The organism is Pedobacter sp. CFBP9032, assembly GCF_034045265.1.
In the GTDB taxonomy this organism is placed as follows: domain Bacteria; phylum Bacteroidota; class Bacteroidia; order Sphingobacteriales; family Sphingobacteriaceae; genus Pedobacter.
In genome coordinates this window covers 774,812-791,650 of record NZ_JAXCWE010000001.1, presented here as the reverse complement: position 1 = coordinate 791,650, position 16,839 = coordinate 774,812, and the positions used below count along the sequence as shown (strand labels likewise).

The 16,839-nt window shown below is 36.9% G+C and carries 19 protein-coding genes; 6 read left to right on the top strand and 13 right to left on the bottom strand.

The features are described from left to right. Window positions 1-34: 34 nt before the first annotated feature. The 3 genes from SOM16_RS03325 to SOM16_RS03315 all read right to left on the bottom strand — a co-directional run bounded on the left by SOM16_RS03325 (window position 35) and on the right by SOM16_RS03315 (window position 1,414). Window positions 35-622, bottom strand: coding sequence for a DNA-3-methyladenine glycosylase I (locus SOM16_RS03325; protein WP_320462568.1), 588 nt, complete (start codon window positions 620-622; stop codon window positions 35-37). 1 nt (window position 623) lies between these two features. Next, the gene (locus SOM16_RS03320; RefSeq protein WP_320462567.1) at window positions 624-986 is read right to left on the bottom strand and encodes a four helix bundle protein; all 363 of its coding nucleotides are present in this window, start codon (window positions 984-986) and stop codon (window positions 624-626) included. A gap of 86 nt (window positions 987-1,072) precedes the next feature. Beyond that, window positions 1,073-1,414, bottom strand: coding sequence for a carboxymuconolactone decarboxylase family protein (locus tag SOM16_RS03315; protein WP_320462566.1), 342 nt, complete (start codon window positions 1,412-1,414; stop codon window positions 1,073-1,075). 57 nt (window positions 1,415-1,471) lie between these two features. Between SOM16_RS03315 and SOM16_RS03310 the strand changes: the two genes are divergently transcribed. Further along, window positions 1,472-1,831, top strand: coding sequence for a hypothetical protein (locus SOM16_RS03310; RefSeq protein ID WP_320462565.1), 360 nt, complete (start codon window positions 1,472-1,474; stop codon window positions 1,829-1,831). Here SOM16_RS03310 and SOM16_RS03305 read toward each other — a convergent pair. Continuing rightward, window positions 1,821-2,153, bottom strand: coding sequence for an MGMT family protein (locus tag SOM16_RS03305; protein WP_320462564.1), 333 nt, complete (start codon window positions 2,151-2,153; stop codon window positions 1,821-1,823). The two genes, SOM16_RS03310 and SOM16_RS03305, sit on opposite strands and share 11 nt — an antisense overlap. After that, a complete protein-coding gene (gene trmB / locus SOM16_RS03300; protein ID WP_320462563.1) occupies window positions 2,153-2,803 on the bottom strand; it encodes a tRNA (guanosine(46)-N7)-methyltransferase TrmB in 651 nt (216 codons plus the stop codon). The genes SOM16_RS03305 and trmB overlap by 1 nt, the downstream gene beginning before the upstream one ends. A gap of 113 nt (window positions 2,804-2,916) precedes the next feature. Between trmB and fcl the strand changes: the two genes are divergently transcribed. Beyond that, the gene (gene fcl / locus SOM16_RS03295; protein WP_320462562.1) at window positions 2,917-3,843 is read left to right on the top strand and encodes a GDP-L-fucose synthase; all 927 of its coding nucleotides are present in this window, start codon (window positions 2,917-2,919) and stop codon (window positions 3,841-3,843) included. A gap of 172 nt (window positions 3,844-4,015) precedes the next feature. Further along, window positions 4,016-4,948 carry a hydrogen peroxide-inducible genes activator gene (locus SOM16_RS03290; RefSeq protein ID WP_320462561.1) on the top strand — a complete coding sequence of 311 codons (933 nt, stop codon included), beginning with the start codon at window positions 4,016-4,018 and terminating at the stop codon, window positions 4,946-4,948. Between the two features lie 72 nt (window positions 4,949-5,020). Here SOM16_RS03290 and SOM16_RS03285 read toward each other — a convergent pair whose 3' ends face one another. The 4 genes from SOM16_RS03285 to SOM16_RS03270 form a co-directional block, all read right to left on the bottom strand. Next, the gene (locus tag SOM16_RS03285) at window positions 5,021-5,482 is read right to left on the bottom strand and encodes a hypothetical protein (protein WP_320462560.1); all 462 of its coding nucleotides are present in this window, start codon (window positions 5,480-5,482) and stop codon (window positions 5,021-5,023) included. A gap of 97 nt (window positions 5,483-5,579) precedes the next feature. Then, window positions 5,580-6,188: a superoxide dismutase gene (locus tag SOM16_RS03280; protein ID WP_320462559.1), complete on the bottom strand. Its 609-nt coding sequence runs from the start codon at window positions 6,186-6,188 to the stop codon at window positions 5,580-5,582. Between the two features lie 446 nt (window positions 6,189-6,634). Continuing rightward, complete coding sequence (locus tag SOM16_RS03275; protein WP_320462558.1) at window positions 6,635-7,102, bottom strand: nucleoside deaminase; 468 nt, start codon at window positions 7,100-7,102, stop codon at window positions 6,635-6,637. A gap of 207 nt (window positions 7,103-7,309) precedes the next feature. After that, complete coding sequence (locus tag SOM16_RS03270) at window positions 7,310-7,645, bottom strand: tRNA-binding protein (RefSeq protein ID WP_320462557.1); 336 nt, start codon at window positions 7,643-7,645, stop codon at window positions 7,310-7,312. A 224-nt stretch (window positions 7,646-7,869) separates the two neighbouring features. Between SOM16_RS03270 and SOM16_RS03265 the strand changes: the two genes are divergently transcribed. The 3 genes from SOM16_RS03265 to SOM16_RS03255 all read left to right on the top strand — a co-directional run bounded on the left by SOM16_RS03265 (window position 7,870) and on the right by SOM16_RS03255 (window position 12,510). Next, window positions 7,870-9,345, top strand: a complete 1,476-nt coding sequence (locus SOM16_RS03265) for a xylulokinase (RefSeq protein WP_320462556.1) — start codon at window positions 7,870-7,872, stop codon at window positions 9,343-9,345. A 24-nt stretch (window positions 9,346-9,369) separates the two neighbouring features. Next, entirely contained in the window at window positions 9,370-10,701 is a 1,332-nt protein-coding gene (xylA, locus tag SOM16_RS03260) for a xylose isomerase (RefSeq protein WP_320462555.1), read from the top strand. Window positions 10,702-10,830: 129 nt separating this feature from the next. Continuing rightward, window positions 10,831-12,510, top strand: coding sequence for a sodium/sugar symporter (locus tag SOM16_RS03255; protein WP_320462554.1), 1,680 nt, complete (start codon window positions 10,831-10,833; stop codon window positions 12,508-12,510). A 1,329-nt stretch (window positions 12,511-13,839) separates the two neighbouring features. Here SOM16_RS03255 and SOM16_RS03250 read toward each other — a convergent pair. The 4 genes from SOM16_RS03250 to SOM16_RS03235 all read right to left on the bottom strand — a co-directional run bounded on the left by SOM16_RS03250 (window position 13,840) and on the right by SOM16_RS03235 (window position 16,789). Further along, the gene (locus SOM16_RS03250) at window positions 13,840-14,223 is read right to left on the bottom strand and encodes a hypothetical protein (RefSeq protein ID WP_320462553.1); all 384 of its coding nucleotides are present in this window, start codon (window positions 14,221-14,223) and stop codon (window positions 13,840-13,842) included. A gap of 3 nt (window positions 14,224-14,226) precedes the next feature. Beyond that, window positions 14,227-15,456: an ABC transporter permease gene (locus SOM16_RS03245; protein WP_320462552.1), complete on the bottom strand. Its 1,230-nt coding sequence runs from the start codon at window positions 15,454-15,456 to the stop codon at window positions 14,227-14,229. A gap of 99 nt (window positions 15,457-15,555) precedes the next feature. After that, window positions 15,556-16,194, bottom strand: a complete 639-nt coding sequence (locus SOM16_RS03240; RefSeq protein WP_320462551.1) for an MBL fold metallo-hydrolase — start codon at window positions 16,192-16,194, stop codon at window positions 15,556-15,558. Window positions 16,195-16,198: 4 nt separating this feature from the next. Continuing rightward, window positions 16,199-16,789, bottom strand: coding sequence for a gliding motility lipoprotein GldD (locus SOM16_RS03235; RefSeq protein WP_320462550.1), 591 nt, complete (start codon window positions 16,787-16,789; stop codon window positions 16,199-16,201). Between the last annotated feature and the right edge of the window lie 50 nt (window positions 16,790-16,839).

Below are 16,839 nucleotides of genomic sequence, written 5' to 3'. Positions count from 1 at the left end.
GTGTTAAGGTTCAGGTATTAAGGCAAGGGCTCGTTTATCTCGCACAGCAATCCAGCAGATGGTCGTTTACCATGCCTGTGGCTTGCATAAATGCGTAACAGATCGTGGTGCCGAAAAATTTGAAGCCACGTTTTTTCATGTCCTTGCTTATGGCATCAGATATTTCTGTCTGTGCCGGAACATCGCTCATGGTTACTATTTGATTTTGAAGCGGCTTTTTTCCTGGCAAAAAGCGCCAGAGGTAATTAGAGAAACTTCCGAATTCTTTCTGGATTTCGATAAATAGTTTAGCATTGGTAATGGCACCATTTACCTTTAATTTATTCCGTATAATGCCAGCATCATTCATCAATCTTTCTACGTCTTTTTCGCCAAACGCGGCTACTTTTTTCACATTGAAATCTGCAAAGGCTTTACGATAATTTTCTCTCCTGCGAAGAATGGTAATCCAACTTAGGCCTGCTTGTGCACCTTCTAAAATCAAAAACTCAAAAAGAATTTTATCATCATAAATGGGTTTACCCCATTCTTCATCGTGGTATTTCTGATATAAGAGATCTGAGCCAGCCCAAGAGCAACGAATTAGGGAGTCCAAAGTCTTGAGTCGGGAGTCTTGAGTCATATTACGAGAACTTAGCAGGGTTGTTAATCATATAGTTTAATAATTTACTTACTTCTTCACATTGGGCATCTAAATGAATAAATGTTTCATCAGAAATATATTTGCAAGCCAGGGCTATATCTAGCCAAACCTGCGTTTCACCATTTTCCATATCTGCATCTGTTAACTTACTGATGAAATGATTTGGATACCGCCTTTTTTTATAAGCTTCACCAATACTGCTGCATACCGATCTGGATGACCTTCTTATTTGATCAACCAGACTATATTGCTCAGTTTTTGGAAAGTCTTTGGTCAATGTGTAAATTTCCATTAACAAGGAAAATCCTTTTTTGTAGACAATTAATTCTCTAAACTTTCCCATGCTAATATTTTAACTAATATAGCAATTAAGAGTAAATCTGTCTGCTCATCACTTTTGACTTAGGACTAGGGACTTTTGACTCAGGACTAAGCCGAGAGCTCATCCCAATACTCCACAGCTCTTCTGTAATGTGGGATGACGATGCTTCCGCCAACTAGGTTTGCGATCATAAAAATTTCATTCATTTCTTCGCTGTTTACGCCCGCATCGAAGCATTTACCTAAGTGGTATTTGATGCAATCATCGCAACGCAAAACCATAGAAGCCACCAAGCCCAGCATTTCCTTAGTTTTTACATCTAAAGCGCCATCGGCATAAGAGGTAGTATCGAGCGCAAAAAAGCGTTTGATATTTGTATTTGCTGTTTCCATGATTCTATCGTTCATCTTTTCACGATAGCCATTAAATTCTTCTACTAATTTTCCCATTTTTTAAAATTTAAACATTTTTTAATTGGTGATTGTTTATCTGTTAAATAACCGAATATGAAAATTATCTCCCCAAAATTTCATGCTGTACTTGATTATATCTTAGTCATGCTATCGCTTATTTCTCCAGATCTTTTTGGCCTTTCCTCATCTGCTTCAACTTTGGCCTACCTTCTGGGAATTGGTTATTTCATATTAACCATTTGCACGAAATTTAGTGGGGGAATTTTTAAAATAATCGACCTTAAAATTCACGGATTTATTGAATTGGTAGTCAGTATTATTTTAATCATATTGGCTTTCACTGTGTTTAAAGGCAATATAGTGGATGAAATGTTTTATGCCTGTTTTGGGATATTGCTGTTCATTATTTTCTCCTTAACAGACTATAAAAGAAGCCTGCCTGTTATTCTGTAATTTCCTCCATCGGGTTCCAGAATACAGTTTTAAAGTTTACAATTTTATCGTCCTTTACCTTTACGTTTTCTTTAGCTAATAAATCTTCCATCATTTCTGGCGTTTCAAAATGAAATTTTCCGGTCAATAACCCACTACTGTTTACTACACGGTGTGCCGGAACCTTCGGGTGTGCCATGCCAGCAAATCGCATTGCATAACCTGCCATTCTCGACGACTTTGCTGCACCTAAACTTTTAGCGATGGCACCATAAGAAGTAACCCTTCCCTTTGGGATGAGTCTCACAATCTCATAAACCTGCTCGTAAAAGTTAGTGTTCATTATTCGAATGAAAATTGAATATAATTGATGTTTTTATCGTGAAGGAGATACTTTTTCTCATAGTAAGTTTTGATTGAGAGTACTTCATTCACGAACTCAGAAGTATATAAATGATCTGTATTTTTATGAACAATTAAGCCTGATTCTGCTGTTTTTTCAACGGTGTATGCATATAATTGATCATTATCTGTTTTCAGGTTTACACAGCCACCTGGTTTCAAAACGATTTTATACCTGTTTAGAAATGCCGGGAATGTTAAACGTTTTTTCTCGCGACTATCTTGTGGCTGAGGATCTGGAAAGGTAATCCAGATCTCGTCTATTTCACCTTCCGAGAAATAATCAAGTAAATTTTCGATTTGAATCCTTAAAAACGCGACATTGTTAATGCCTTCTTCAATCGCTGTTTTAGCCCCACGCCAAATGCGGTTTCCTTTGTAATCAATACCAATGAAATTTTTATCAGGAAATAAAGTCGCCAGATTTACCGAATATTCACCTTTTCCACAAGCAAGTTCAAGCACTACAGGATTGGTGTTTTTAAAGTGATTGGCAGCCCAATTTCCTTTCAACACTTGTCCTTCTTCCAATTGATATACGTTTGCAAAGGTTTCGATCTCTGCAAAACGTCTAAGTTTATCTTTACCCAAAAGTTTAATTTTTCTGCAAAAATACAATTAAATCAATATCGAAGTTCTTTTGACAGAAAGATTAATGCCAATCTTATTGAGGAATTGTATTTTTGTAATCTATAATAAGAACTGTGGAAAAGAACGAAAAAATATATGTAGCCGGGCATCGCGGCATGGTAGGATCTGCCATTCATCGGAAATTGGTTAAAGAAGGATATAGTAATATCATCACCAGAACATCTGCTGAGCTGGATCTTAGAAACCAACAAGCAGTGACTGATTTTTTTGCAGCTGAAAAACCGGATTATGTTTTTCTGGCAGCGGCAAAAGTTGGTGGTATTGTAGCGAATAATACTTACCGGGCAGATTTTCTTTATGAAAACTTAGCGATTCAAAATAATGTAATTCATAATGCTTACCTCACTGAAGTTAAGAAACTGATGTTTTTAGGTTCAAGCTGTATTTATCCTAAATTGGCTCCACAGCCTTTAAAGGAAGATTACTTGTTAACCGGAACTTTAGAAGAAACCAATGAGCCTTATGCTATAGCAAAAATTGCAGGAATTAAAATGTGCGATGCTTACCGCGATCAATATGGCGCTAATTTTATATCCGTAATGCCAACTAACTTATATGGTTACAATGATAATTATCATCCGGAGAATTCCCATGTATTACCGGCATTGATTCGTAAAATTCACGAAGCAAAGATTAACGATATAAAAGAGATTGTGGTTTGGGGCTCAGGGTCGCCAATGCGTGAATTTTTATTTGCTGATGACCTGGCTGATGCTTGTTATTTTTTAATGGAGTCTTATAATGAACGTCATCTGATCAATATTGGTACAGGTCATGATTTAACGATTAAAGATTTAGCGCTTTTAATAAAAGATGTTTTGAATTATGAAGGTGAACTGGTTTTTGATACAACCAAACCTGATGGAACACCAAGGAAGTTAATGGATGTAACCAAATTGCATAATTTAGGATGGAAACATCAGGTTGAGCTTCGCGAAGGAATTGCGGTGGCTTACCAGGATTTTGAAAGCAAGTATTAAGAAATTAGAGAATAATTGAATTTTGAATGAGAGAATGTTAAAGGTATTGAGTATAGCTATATTTCGTGCGCCAAGCAGTTAAATATCCCTTCTATCACTTACTCATTTTATCATTCATTTAAAGTTATAGTTAAAAATGATATATTTGAATAAATAAATCAATTTTCGCTATATGACTTTAGTTCAGTTAGAATATATTGTTGCAGTTGATACTTATAGAAGTTTTGTTACTGCTGCTGAAAAGTGTTTTGTAACGCAACCTACACTGAGTATGCAGGTGCAAAAGCTGGAAGAACTTCTTAGTGTGAAAATATTTGATCGGAGCAAGCAGCCCGTTTTTCCAACTGAAATTGGTGCGCAGGTAATTGCGCAGGCCAGGGTGATTTTGCAGGAGAGTGGAAAGGTGAAAGAACTCATTAGCAGTCAGCAGCAGGATGTTTTAGGCGAACTTAAAATAGGTGTGATTCCTACTGTAGCACCGTATTTATTGCCCGAAGTAATTTCTGCCATGCTGGAGAAATATCCTGATCTTAAATTGCTAATATGGGAATATACTACGGAGGACATTATCCATCACCTTAAAACAGGCGTGTTGGATTGTGGTATTTTGGCAACGCCGTTAACAGATCTTAACATTTCGGAAACACCTCTTTATTATGAAAATTTTGTAAGCTATATTAGTAAGAACAGTAAGCTTTATAAAAAGAAAGCCGTAGATGCAGAAGATCTTAATGAGGAAAATATCTGGTTACTGAATGAAGGGCATTGTATGCGCAATCAGGTCTTGAACATTTGTCGATCTACCAAAAATAACAGGTTGCAAGGTTTAGAATATAATACAGGAAGTGTAGAAACGCTCATTAGAATGGTCGACCTAAATGGTGGCGCTACATTATTGCCAGAGTTGGCTATTGCAGAATTAAGTGCTAAACAAACCGGGAAAATCCGTCATTTTAAATCGCCTGAGCCGGTACGCGAAATCAGTTTGGTTACCCACAAAAATTTTATTAAGAAAAGAATGTTGAATGCATTGAAAGATGAGATTTTAGAGATTATTCCCAAAGCAATGAAACAAAAGAAGAAAAAAGATATCGTAGGAATTTAAATAAGGTAGGTGAATAGAAAGCTCAATTTAATTAGACTATTCAACTACTGAGGTACATGAATAATAAATAATTTATTGTTTTTGCGGTTCAATTGGAGGTGCGGAAAGTAATCCTTTAATATCACCTTCTACTTCTTGCTCTTCGCCTTTTTTCTTTTTCTTATTTTTGTTTTTAGCAGATTTGCCGCTCAAACGTTCCTCGATTACTTTATCATATTCGGTTTGTTGCTCACCTTTTAGTACGTTGCGAATGTTTTTGGAAGTTTCGTTCTGTAGTTTGTAGAATTTATCTACATCATCTTCGCGAGAATTTCCTGCTTGTTGTCTTTTAACCAAATCTGCCTGTTCTTTCGCCTGATTAAAGGTAAAACGATAAATTACACTTTTTTGAGTATCATTTAGTTTTAGCCTTTTGTCTAAATCCTCCACGTTCTTTTTCGCGATCTCATCTGGCGTTGGCATTTTGTTTTGTTGCGCATTTGCCAAACCACTTATCCCGACAAAAACTAAAAGTAAAAATATAACCCTCTTCATTTCGAATATTTTAATTGTGGTAAAGTTAGGTAATTATCTTAAAACAAGAAAGTCCCGATTTTAGACCGGGACTTTCTCGTTAAATGTTATTATTTGCTTAGATTGCTTTTTTGTAAAGTTCTGCAACAGCATCCCAATTCACCGCATTCCAGATTGCAGCTAAGTAATCCGGACGTTTGTTTTGATATTTTAGGTAATAAGCGTGCTCCCAAACATCAATACCGAAGATAGGCGTACCTTTTACTTCAGCAACATCCATTAAAGGATTATCCTGGTTTGGAGTAGAAGAAACCTGAAGTTTTTTATCAGCACCAACAGATAACCAAGCCCAACCAGATCCGAAACGGGTTGCACCAGCTTCTTGTAATTTGGTTTTTAATTCAGCGAAAGAGCCGAAAGTTTCGTTAATCGCTTTTGCTAAATCGCCAGTTGGCTCACCACCTTTATTTGGACCTAACACGTTCCAGAATAAAGAGTGATTATAATGGCCACCACCATTGTTTCTAACAGCAGCAGGATATTTTGAAATGTTTTTAACAATTTCTTCTATGCTTAGGTTCGCTTCAGGTTTACCTTCAACAGCTTTGTTCAAGTTGGTTACGTAAGCCTGGTGATGTTTATCATGGTGAATTTCCATGGTAGTTTTATCAATATGCGGTTCTAATGCGTCTGTAGCGTAGTGCAACGCTGGTAATTCAAAAGCCATAGTTTTATGTTTTAAATTTAAAAATGTTTGTTGAGCAAATATAACATTCGTAGGTTAAGATTTGTTCATGTTATTATCATCAAATGGTATTTTGGTTTTTAATGTGAAGTTGATGTTGCAAAGTAGACTTGCTTATTTAATAAAAGACTGGATAGAAGGATTCAGAATTATCAGGTACCGCTTAACTCCTTATTGAAAACATTAAGAAGTTAAGAATCATTAAGGTAATGCGCCCTTACTGGTTCTTATTCCTCCTGTAAGGAAAACTTTATTGAATTAAGAATAATTAGTTGTTTAGCATGCGGTCCTGATACCTAATACTGACTAACAAATACTGTCAGACATCGATCTCCCGCTTTTACTTTAGCATAGTCTTGATACCTGATACCAGCTAGTGATACTTCCCAATTTCTACTTTAGCAACCAGTCTTAATACCAGCTACTCCTCATCTCCTTTTCTCAAAAAAACTTTTCATTAACAGGCCACATTCATCAGCCATTACGCCACCTTTTAAAATAGTCTTTGGGTGAAGTAGATTTGAGCCTTTAGAAATAAAACCTCGCTTTTCTTCCCTCGCCCCGTAAACAATTCTGCTTACTTGTGTCCAATAACTGGCTCCGGCGCACATTACGCAAGGTTCTATGGTTACATATAAGGTGCAATCTTTCAAATACTTTCCGCCAATGGTTTGTGATGCTGATGTAAAGGCCTGCATTTCGGCATGTGCGGTTACATCATTAAAGCGTTCGGTTAGGTTATAGCCACGACCGATAATCCGGTTTTTACTCACCACAATTGCACCGATGGGAATTTCATCTTCAGCTAAAGCTTTTTTAGCCTCTTCCAAAGCCAGCTTCATATAATGGATATCTTCTTCCTCGGGGTTTGTTTCCTCGAAATTGTAAAAACTCATGGCGCAAATATAGGGAATCTTTAATGCTGACTTAAGTTGATTTTATAGCATAATGCGGTTTTTTGGTCTAGCTTTGATTATTAAATCATATGTAAAACAGTTCCCGCTGATTTTTGGTGGTCTCGCAAATTATAAGTTGAAGTTGATAATATGATATTTTAGGTAAACGAAAGGCTATCAGAATCACTTTGATCTGCCTTTGCCAACTTATACCAATTTACTTCCGTTAGGTACTTTGCGTTCTACGGCCGATAATACAATATCGCCATTTTCATCCGCAAAGCCTGTAACTAAAAATTCAGACATAAATTTTCCAATTTGTTTCTTTGGAAAATTCACCACTCCAATAATTTGTTTGCCAATCAACTCTGGCAAAGTATAATGTTTCATTATTTGAGCACTACTGGTTTTTATGCCTAATTCACCGAAGTCTACCCTCAACTTATAAGCGGGGCGTCTGGCTTCCGGAAATTCAAAAGCTTCTATAATTGTTCCGATTCTGAGTTCAACCTTTTCAAAATCATCCCAGGATATTTGTTGCATAATTAAATTTGCTTGAGTTAAAAGTATAAAAATTTATTATTACATAGCCTTATGTGCTTAGAAGGTAATCTTTCCATCTCTCATTTAGCTTGCTAAATTTTAGAATTATTGACAATTTCTTTAAAAATAATTAATAAAAGCTAAAAAATTTGCGATTAGCATTTTTACGATTAACTTTATGCAACCGTTTGCATAACCAGATATTAAAAATTAATTATAAACAAATGTATTTATTAGGGATAGATATTGGTACATCTTCAATAAAAGTTGCAGTAGTAAATGCAACTACGCAAAAGTGTGTCGCTACCGTTCAATATCCAGATCAGGAAACAGAAATAAAAGCTATTAAAAATGGTTGGGCAGAACAGTCGCCGGAAGAATGGTGGGAGAATGTACAGCAGGCAATTTTAAAGCTTAATAAGAATGCGGGTTTTGATCTGAAGGAAATTAAAGCGATAGGTATTGCTTATCAAATGCACGGTCTGGTGATTGTAGATGAAGCACAAAATGTTTTAAGAGACAGCATTATCTGGTGCGATAGCCGGGCGGTAGCATTAGGTGAAGGGGCTTTTGAAGCTATTGGTCATGAAAAATCGCTTTCACATTTATTAAATTCTCCAGGAAATTTTACAGCGTCAAAATTGGCCTGGGTAAAAGAAAACGAACCAGAGATATATAGTCAGATTGATAAGGTGATGCTTCCGGGTGATTATATCGCCATGAAATTAACTGGTAGCATTACTACCAGCATCCCAGCTTTGTCTGAAGGGATTTTCTGGGACTTTAAAAAGGATGAAATTTCCAACGATTTAATGAAGTACTATGGGTTCGACGAAAAGTTGATTCCAGAGGTTAAGCCCTTATTCTCTTCACACGGAACAGTAAATGCGGAAGTGGCAGGTTTACTCGGACTTACAACTGGGATTCCGGTTTCTTACAAATCCGGAGATCAGCCAAATAATGCGTTGTCATTAAATGTATTTAAACCTGGAGAAGTTGCTGCTACTGCCGGTACTTCTGGTGTAATTTATGGTGTAAGCGATGAATTGACGTATGATCAGCAATCGCGTGTAAATACCTTTGCCCATGTAACCTATACCAAAGAAAAGAAACATACCGGTGTATTGCTTTGCATCAACGGCACAGGGAGCATGTACCGTTGGGCTAAACATAATTTCGCACCTGATGCTACTTATCCAGCATTGAACAAGCTTTCTGCAACATCACCTATTGGAAGTAAGGGGCTTAAAGTGTTGCCTTTTGGAAATGGTGCAGAAAGAATGTTAAATAACAAATTTACTGGCGGACAATTAATCGGCATTGACTTAAATCTCCATCAGCAGGCAGATATTTTTCGCGCCGTGCAGGAAGGGATTGCTTTCTCTTTCAGGTATGGGCTGGATATATTAAGGGAAAATGGTATGAAGCCAAAAGTAATCCGTGCTGGTAGGGCAAATTTATTTTTGAGCGATGTATTTGCACAAACATTCGTTGATATAACGGGCATTCCTGTAGAATTATATGAAAATGATGGGAGTGTTGGTGCAGCCCTAGGCGCAGGAATTGGTGCCGGAATTTTTAAGAACGCAGAAGATGCCTTTACCCAACATCAGGTAATAAAAACCTTAAGTCCTCAAAATTCTAAAGAATATGAGCCGATATATCAGGAATGGAAAGAAATTTTAATCAAATTATTATAAACAGAACCGCAAAATAAGAGTGCAATGAAAAACGTAGTAACAGGAGAAAAAGAATTTTTTAAAGGTATAGATCAGGTTAAATTTGAAGGCCTGGAAAGCGATAATCCATTAGCGTTCAGGTGGTATGATGCCGATAAAGTAGTAGCCGGAAAAACAATGAATGAGCATTTTAAATTTGCTTGTGCTTACTGGCATTCATTTAACGCAAACGGTGCAGATCCTTTTGGCGGCGCAACCCACGTTTTCCCATGGGATGAAAAGAAAGATGCCATTGAAAGGGCTAAAGATAAAATGGATGCTGCATTTGAATTTATTACTAAAATGCAATTGCCTTACTATTGTTTCCATGATGTAGACGTGGTTGATTATGGAAATAACGTTTCAGAAAACGAGAACAGACTTCAGACGTTGGTAGAATATGCTAAGCAAAAACAGGCAGATAGCGGCGTGAAATTACTTTGGGGTACTGCAAATTTATTTAGTCATGCGCGTTACATGAACGGTGCATCTACTAATCCGGATTTTAAAGTGCTGGCGCATGGTGCTGCACAAGTTAAAGCTGCATTAGATGCTACAATTGCATTAGGTGGAGAAAACTATGTGTTCTGGGGTGGAAGAGAAGGCTATATGAGCCTGTTAAACACGAACATGAAACGGGAGCAAGAGCACTTGGCGCAATTTTTACACACAGCGAAAGATTATGCCCGTAAACAAGGATTTAAGGGTACTTTCTTTATCGAACCTAAACCATGTGAGCCTTCTAAGCACCAATATGATTATGATGCGGCCACAGTGAAAGGTTTCTTGAAACAATATGATTTATTAAATGATTTCAAGTTAAACCTGGAAGTGAATCATGCTACTTTAGCTGGCCACACTTTCCAACATGAACTACAGGTTGCTGTTGATAGTGGTTTACTGGGTTCAATTGATGCCAATCGTGGCGATTATCAAAACGGCTGGGACACTGATCAATTTCCAAACGATATTAATGAATTGACAGAATCGATGTTGATCATTTTAGAAGGCGGAGGCCTTCAGGGTGGCGGTGTAAATTTCGATGCGAAAATTCGTAGAAACTCTACAGATCAAAACGATTTGTTTTATGCACACGTTGGTGGGATGGATATATTTGCCCGTGCATTAATCACTGCTGATGCGATTCTTCAAAAATCTGATTACAAAAAAATAAGGAGCGAACGCTACGCTTCTTTCGATAGCGGTAAAGGTGCAGAATTTGAACAAGGAAAGCTTAGTTTGGAAGATTTGAGAAATTATGCTGCTGAAAACGGAGAGCCTGAAGTGAGAAGCGGCAGACAAGAATATCTCGAAAATCTGATCAACAGATATATCTAAATCAAATGTTTTAGTAAGATCATAGATTAATAAACGTCTTTTTAACGTTTTTTGTTTAAAAAAAAGTTAATATTAGTTTATGATTTTACTACATTTAGATTTCTAAACCAAATAACCTTTTATCATTCAATGAAACAAAACTTACTGGACACGAAGGATTACATCGTATTTGCAATCTACTTCGTCATTGTAGCAGCCTACGGCCTTTACATCTACAATAAGAAAAAATCTGCATCCACAGGTTCTAAAGATTACTTTTTAGCTGAAGGATCACTTACCTGGTGGGCAATTGGCGCATCATTAATTGCTTCAAACATTTCTGCAGAGCAGTTTATTGGAATGAGTGGATCTGGTTTTAAAATGGGGCTTGCCATTGCTACTTATGAGTGGATGGGTGGGCTTACACTCGTAATTGTTGCCGTATTTTTTATTCCGGTATACCTGAAGAATAAAATCGCAACCATGCCGCAATTTCTGCATCAGCGCTATAATGGTACGGTAGCGATGATCATGGCCGTGTTCTGGTTGTTATTATATGTAGTAGTTAACTTAACTTCTATTTTATATTTAGGCGCATTAGCGGTGAGTAGTATTTCAGGTTTTGATTTAACTTTTTGTATGTATGCCATTGCCGCATTTGCCATTTTAATTACACTTGGTGGAATGAAGGTTATCGGTTATACCGACGTAATCCAGGTATTCTTTTTAATTCTGGGTGGTTTAGCTACAACTTATCTGGCTTTAAACCTGGTTTCTACACACTATGGTACATCAGGTGTTTTGGAAGGTTATAGTTTAATGACATCAAAAGCTTCGGAACATTTCCAAATGATATTAAAACCTGATAATGAAAATTATATCGATTTACCAGGTTTAAGTGTGCTAATTGGTGGTATGTGGATTGTGAACTTAAACTATTGGGGCTGCAATCAGTACATTACTCAACGCGCGTTAGGAGCTGATTTAAAAACAGCCCGTGGTGGTTTACTTTTCGCGGCTTTCTTAAAGTTATTAATGCCAATTATTGTGGTGCTTCCGGGTATTGCAGCTTATGTGTTGTATAAAGATGGTGCTTTCCAATCTGAAATGATGCAGAATGGTTCTGTAAATCCAGATCGCGCTTATCCGGTATTATTAAATTTGTTGCCTGCGGGATTGAAAGGATTATCATTTGCAGCGTTAACGGCTGCGGTGGTGGCTTCATTGGCTGGTAAGGCAAATAGTATCGCTACTATCTTTACCCTTGATATTTATAAAAAGGTTTTAAAAACAGATGCATCTGAAAAAGACCTGGTTTTCACTGGAAAAATTGCTGTTGTAGTGGCCATGGTTTTAGGCGTTTTGATTGCACCTCATTTAGGAATCGATAAAAAAGGTGGTTTCCAATACATTCAGGAATATACGGGCTTTGTATCTCCAGGTATCTTTGCCATGTTTATCTTAGGCTTCTTCTGGAAAAGATCTACTTCAAATGCTGCATTATTTGCCACCATTGGCGGTTTTGGTTTATCACTTTTATTAAAATTCTTACCTGGAATGATGGATCTCTCTTTCTTATCAGGAATAGGTTTCTCAGTTAAAACAGCAGCAGGTATCTATGAAATTCCTTTCTTGGATAGAATGGGAATTGTATTCGTATTCTGTATTTTAGGAATGGTATTGATTAGTTTAACCGAAAATAGAAAAGGCATTGCAAATCCAAAAGGACTTGAAATTGATGCCAGCATGTTTAAGACCACGCCTGGTTTCGCAGTGGGCGCCTTAATTATTGTTGGTTTATTAGTTGCACTATACGGTATTTACTGGTAGTATGCATTAACTGTAAAAAAAGCTCGAATCAAAACAAATGATTCGAGCTTTTTTTGTATAGCCGCTAGTTAGTCTGGATTTAAATCCAGACTCATCTTCTTGAGGATTTTTAATCCACCAAACTTAATACTACAAAGGCAAACTAGATTAATCGAATTGTGGTGATGGATTGTAAATCCATAGTTATGAACGGCCGTAAAAAATTTCCGGACTAACAGACGCAAGTTAGTCTGGATTTATAATCCAGGCTCATCTTCCTGAGGATTTTTAATCCTCCAAGCTTAATACGCCAAACCAAGCTAGATTAATAGATTTGTGGTAATGGATTGGAAATCCATAGTTATAGAAGTCCGGAAAAAATTTCCGGACTAACAATCGCTAGTTAGTCTGGATTTATAATCCAGGCTTATCTTCCTGAGGGTTTTTAATCCTCCAAGTTTAATACGTCAAACCAAGCTAGATTAATCGAATTGTGGTAATGGGTTGGAAATCCATAGGTATAAAATCCGGAAACAATTTCCGGACTAACAAACGCAAGCTAGTCTGGATTTTTAATCCAGGCTTATCTTATTGAGGATTTTTAATCCTCTAAGCTTAATACCGCCAAACCAAGCTAGATTAATCGATTTGTGGTGATGGATTTAAAATCCATAGTTATAAACGTTCGGAAAAAATTTCCGGACTAACGGACGAAAGTCAGTCTGATTTTATAATCTAGGCTTATCTTCCTGAGGATTTATAATCCTCCAAGCTTAATACGCCAAACCAAGCTAGATTAATCAAGTTGTGGTGATGGATTAGAAATTCATAGATATAAACGTCCGGAAAAAATTTCCGGACCAACAAATGCAAGCTAGTCTGGATTTATAATCCAGACTTACCTTTCTGAGGATTTTTAATCCTCCAAGCCTAATACGCCAAGCCAATCTAGATTAATCGAATTGTGGTGATGGATTGCAAATCCATAGGTCTAAGATCCGGAAAAAATTTCCGGACTAACGAACGCAAGTTAGTCCAGATTTATAATCGAGGCTTACCTTCCTGAGGATTTTTAATCCTCCGAGCTTAATACCGCCAAACCAAGCTAGATTAATAGGGTTATGTCGATGGATTGAAAATCCATAGATATAAACGTCCGGAAAAAATTTCCGGACTAACGAACGCAAGTTAGTCTGGATTTATAATTCAGGCTTATCTTCCTGAGGATTTTTAATCCTCCAAGCTCAATAACGCCATATCAAGCCAGATTAATCGAGTTTTGGTAATGGGGTGGAAATCCATAAATATAAAATCCGGGAAAGTTCCGAACTAACAAATGAAGTGAGTCAATTATTGTGCACAGGGTCCATCAGGGATTTCCTTGCTGATTTTCAGAACCTTAGTTACGACTAATGTAGAGTCAAAATCTGCTGAAACCGCTGAAGTATCAGACTTCGCAAAGTAACCTTCTAACTCAACATAAACGGGCTCGTATGGTTTTTCGAAATTAAGGTTGCTGTAAGAAAGTTCCAGGTTTTTCACACTATCGGCAACCCAATATTCCCGTCCATCATTGCACATGGTAAAAGATTTCATTTCCGGACCAAAACTATATAATCCTTTTACGATTTTAACATTACTTTCTTCTTCTCCAGCTTTTTCCTTTCTATTACAAGCTGTCACCGCCAATCCGATGATCACAAAAAATACAAATGCTTGTTTAACTAACTTCATCCCTTATATTGTTTGATTAATTTGATCTATCTTTTTAACACTTAAATTTGATGACAAAGCTGATGCCAAAAACGAGAAAAATCCAACCGTTACGAAGACTAAAACGTAGTCTTTCCATTTTAGTCCGATTGGATAAGATTCCATTAACAGATTCGCTTCGCCCATTTTAATAATGCCGTAATTGTGCTGAATAAAATAGAAAATCAACCCAATTATAAGTCCCAGTATGCAACCAGACATCGTAATCATCATACCTTCGAATAGAAAGATTCGTTTAATCAGTTTTTTACTTGCCCCAAGGCTACTTAAGATCGCAATATCTTTCACTTTATCAATCACCAGCATAGTTAAAGAACCAATAATATTAAAAATAGCAATGATTAAAATAAAGGTGAGGATGATATAAACAGCCCACTTCTCCGTGTTTAGAATATGGTAAAGCGAACGGTTTTGCTCCGCCCGGTTCCGCACTTCAAAGCCTTCACCAAGATTTGTGGCGACTTCTTCTTTGAAGCGATCTACATCAGTGCCTGGTTGAAGATTAATTTCGATAGTAGAAACGTTTTTTTCTTCTCCAAGCAGTTCTCTTGCAAAGGCCAGTGGAACAATAATTCCATTATCAAACTCCTGTTGCACTTCAAATACGCCATTCACTCTGATGCTTTTATTAACAAAATCTTCAGTCGGGTTTAAGGTATTTACTGCAATTGTTTTTTTAGGGGAAAAAATCTCTAGTTCGGTGAATGGATCGAGTGTATTTACGGCAAGCTGACTTTGCAAGGCAGAGCCGATCACAGCGGTGAAACCATTTTTATCCTGTAAAGTAAAATGTCCTTCTCTGATTGAGCTATCCAGTTTGCTGTTTTTCAAATAAGCTAAACTTACTCCCTTTACCATACCTACAGCCTGTTTTTGGTTGTATTTTAGTAAAGCATTTTCTTGTAAAACCTCTGTGTAAGAAAAGACTGATTTATTTTTTTGAAGTGAAGCAAGGTAGCTGGTATTCGGATCAAATGTTTTTCCCTTTGCAGGAACAATAACCAGTTCTGGTGTCATCGTATCAAACAGACCGAGTACCACCGTTTCTAAACCATTAAATACGGAAAGAATGATAATTAACGCCGCACTGCCAACCATAACACCAACCATAGATATTCCGGATATCAGGTTAATGGCATTGGTAGACTTTTTTGCAAACAAATAACGTTTGGCAATATATAGGGGCGTATTCACAGTGGTAAAGATAGTTAAAAGGTTGGGGGTTTAAAGGTAAAAGGCCAAAGCTTGCGAACTCCCCACGCAATTTTTTGCTTGTTTATAATCCGTTATTGTTTAAAAAAATGGGTTGTGTTTTTTCTCGTAACCAATAGTTGTTGCCGGACCATGACCGGGATAGACTGTTGTTTCTTCAGGTAGAACGAAAAGGCGCTGTGAAATGTTTTGAATTAATTGCTGATGATTTCCGCCAGGAAGATCTGTTCTGCCGATACTTCCCTGAAACAACACATCTCCACCTATTAAAGTATGATCTGTTGCGCTATAAAAGCACAAATGCGCAGGCGAATGACCTGGCGCAAAAATGATAGAAAGTGAACTATTCCCAAATTTGATGGTATCTTCTTCGGTTAAAAAAGTATCCGGAAGTGGAGAAACCTGGTATTGTGTAAAACCCATGGCTGGCGCATATCCTGGAACAGCATTCAGCACCACAAGTTCTCCTTCGTGAAATTGAGGTTTTAATCCATAAGTATCAAAAACGAATTTATTTCCAAAAACATGGTCGAGGTGACAGTGCGTATTCAACAATAAAACCGGCTTAAGTGCATTTTCCTTAATGAAAGAAACTAATTCATTTTGCTCATGGCCCTCATACATTCCCGGATCTATGATTATACATTCTTTTGTTTCATCAAATAAAACATATGTATTTTCACTGTAAGCATTAAAGGTTAAGGTTTTTACGGTAATCATAATGTTATTTGTTTTTCCACCTGAAGGTAGAGATTAGGGTATCTATATCTTTTTTAATAAAACTGATTACGGGTGCAATCGAATCATATTGCGGGCGCTCGTTAAAATATAAGGCACCCCTGAAATAATGTTTAGTGCTATCTGTGAGGAAAAACTGGACGGATGAGGCTGTGTTACCTTCTATCGCATAATAAATGCCGTATACTTTCCTGTCAGGATAATAAATGACTTTCTGATCTATTGCACTGGCTTTAATAGTGTGTTTAAATGCTAACTTCCGGGCGTCTTCAACCATGTTTTCGTATTCCCCTTTGCCAGATACATCATAGTAAGTTAAATGCAGGTAACCATTAAACTGTTTAAAATGCAGATTGTACCAGTTTTTTTGTGCATCTCTACTTATATCTTTCTCCAAAGTTGCATACTTAGGATAATCAAAACTGAAAGGTACTGGTGCTAAAATGGGTTGGTAAGCCTTTTTTGGAAACTCAATGCGATAATAAGCTTTAGGTTTTGGGCTATAATCATGATCACGGCAGGCAGAAAAAGATAGCAATAGAACAACTTGAAAAAAGATGATGTATTTTAATTTCATTGTTCTTTATAAGTCTTGATTATCTTTTTTCATACTAAACATAGAATTAG

Bases quoted from the DNA above. Each gene is read 5' to 3' on its own strand.
- SOM16_RS03325 (WP_320462568.1), bottom strand. From the start codon at position 622: ATGACTCAAGACTCCCGACTCAAGACTTTGGACTCCCTAATTCGTTGC.
- SOM16_RS03320 (WP_320462567.1), bottom strand. From the start codon at position 986: ATGGGAAAGTTTAGAGAATTAATTGTCTACAAAAAAGGATTTTCCTTG.
- SOM16_RS03315 (WP_320462566.1), bottom strand. From the start codon at position 1,414: ATGGGAAAATTAGTAGAAGAATTTAATGGCTATCGTGAAAAGATGAAC.
- SOM16_RS03310 (WP_320462565.1), top strand. From the start codon at position 1,472: ATGAAAATTATCTCCCCAAAATTTCATGCTGTACTTGATTATATCTTA.
- SOM16_RS03305 (WP_320462564.1), bottom strand. From the start codon at position 2,153: ATGAACACTAACTTTTACGAGCAGGTTTATGAGATTGTGAGACTCATC.
- SOM16_RS03290 (WP_320462561.1), top strand. From the start codon at position 4,016: ATGACTTTAGTTCAGTTAGAATATATTGTTGCAGTTGATACTTATAGA.
- SOM16_RS03285 (WP_320462560.1), bottom strand. From the start codon at position 5,482: ATGAAGAGGGTTATATTTTTACTTTTAGTTTTTGTCGGGATAAGTGGT.
- SOM16_RS03280 (WP_320462559.1), bottom strand. From the start codon at position 6,188: ATGGCTTTTGAATTACCAGCGTTGCACTACGCTACAGACGCATTAGAA.
- SOM16_RS03275 (WP_320462558.1), bottom strand. From the start codon at position 7,102: ATGAGTTTTTACAATTTCGAGGAAACAAACCCCGAGGAAGAAGATATC.
- SOM16_RS03270 (WP_320462557.1), bottom strand. From the start codon at position 7,645: ATGCAACAAATATCCTGGGATGATTTTGAAAAGGTTGAACTCAGAATC.
- SOM16_RS03265 (WP_320462556.1), top strand. From the start codon at position 7,870: ATGTATTTATTAGGGATAGATATTGGTACATCTTCAATAAAAGTTGCA.
- xylA (WP_320462555.1), top strand. From the start codon at position 9,370: ATGAAAAACGTAGTAACAGGAGAAAAAGAATTTTTTAAAGGTATAGAT.
- SOM16_RS03255 (WP_320462554.1), top strand. From the start codon at position 10,831: ATGAAACAAAACTTACTGGACACGAAGGATTACATCGTATTTGCAATC.
- SOM16_RS03250 (WP_320462553.1), bottom strand. From the start codon at position 14,223: ATGAAGTTAGTTAAACAAGCATTTGTATTTTTTGTGATCATCGGATTG.
- SOM16_RS03240 (WP_320462551.1), bottom strand. From the start codon at position 16,194: ATGATTACCGTAAAAACCTTAACCTTTAATGCTTACAGTGAAAATACA.
- SOM16_RS03235 (WP_320462550.1), bottom strand. From the start codon at position 16,789: ATGAAATTAAAATACATCATCTTTTTTCAAGTTGTTCTATTGCTATCT.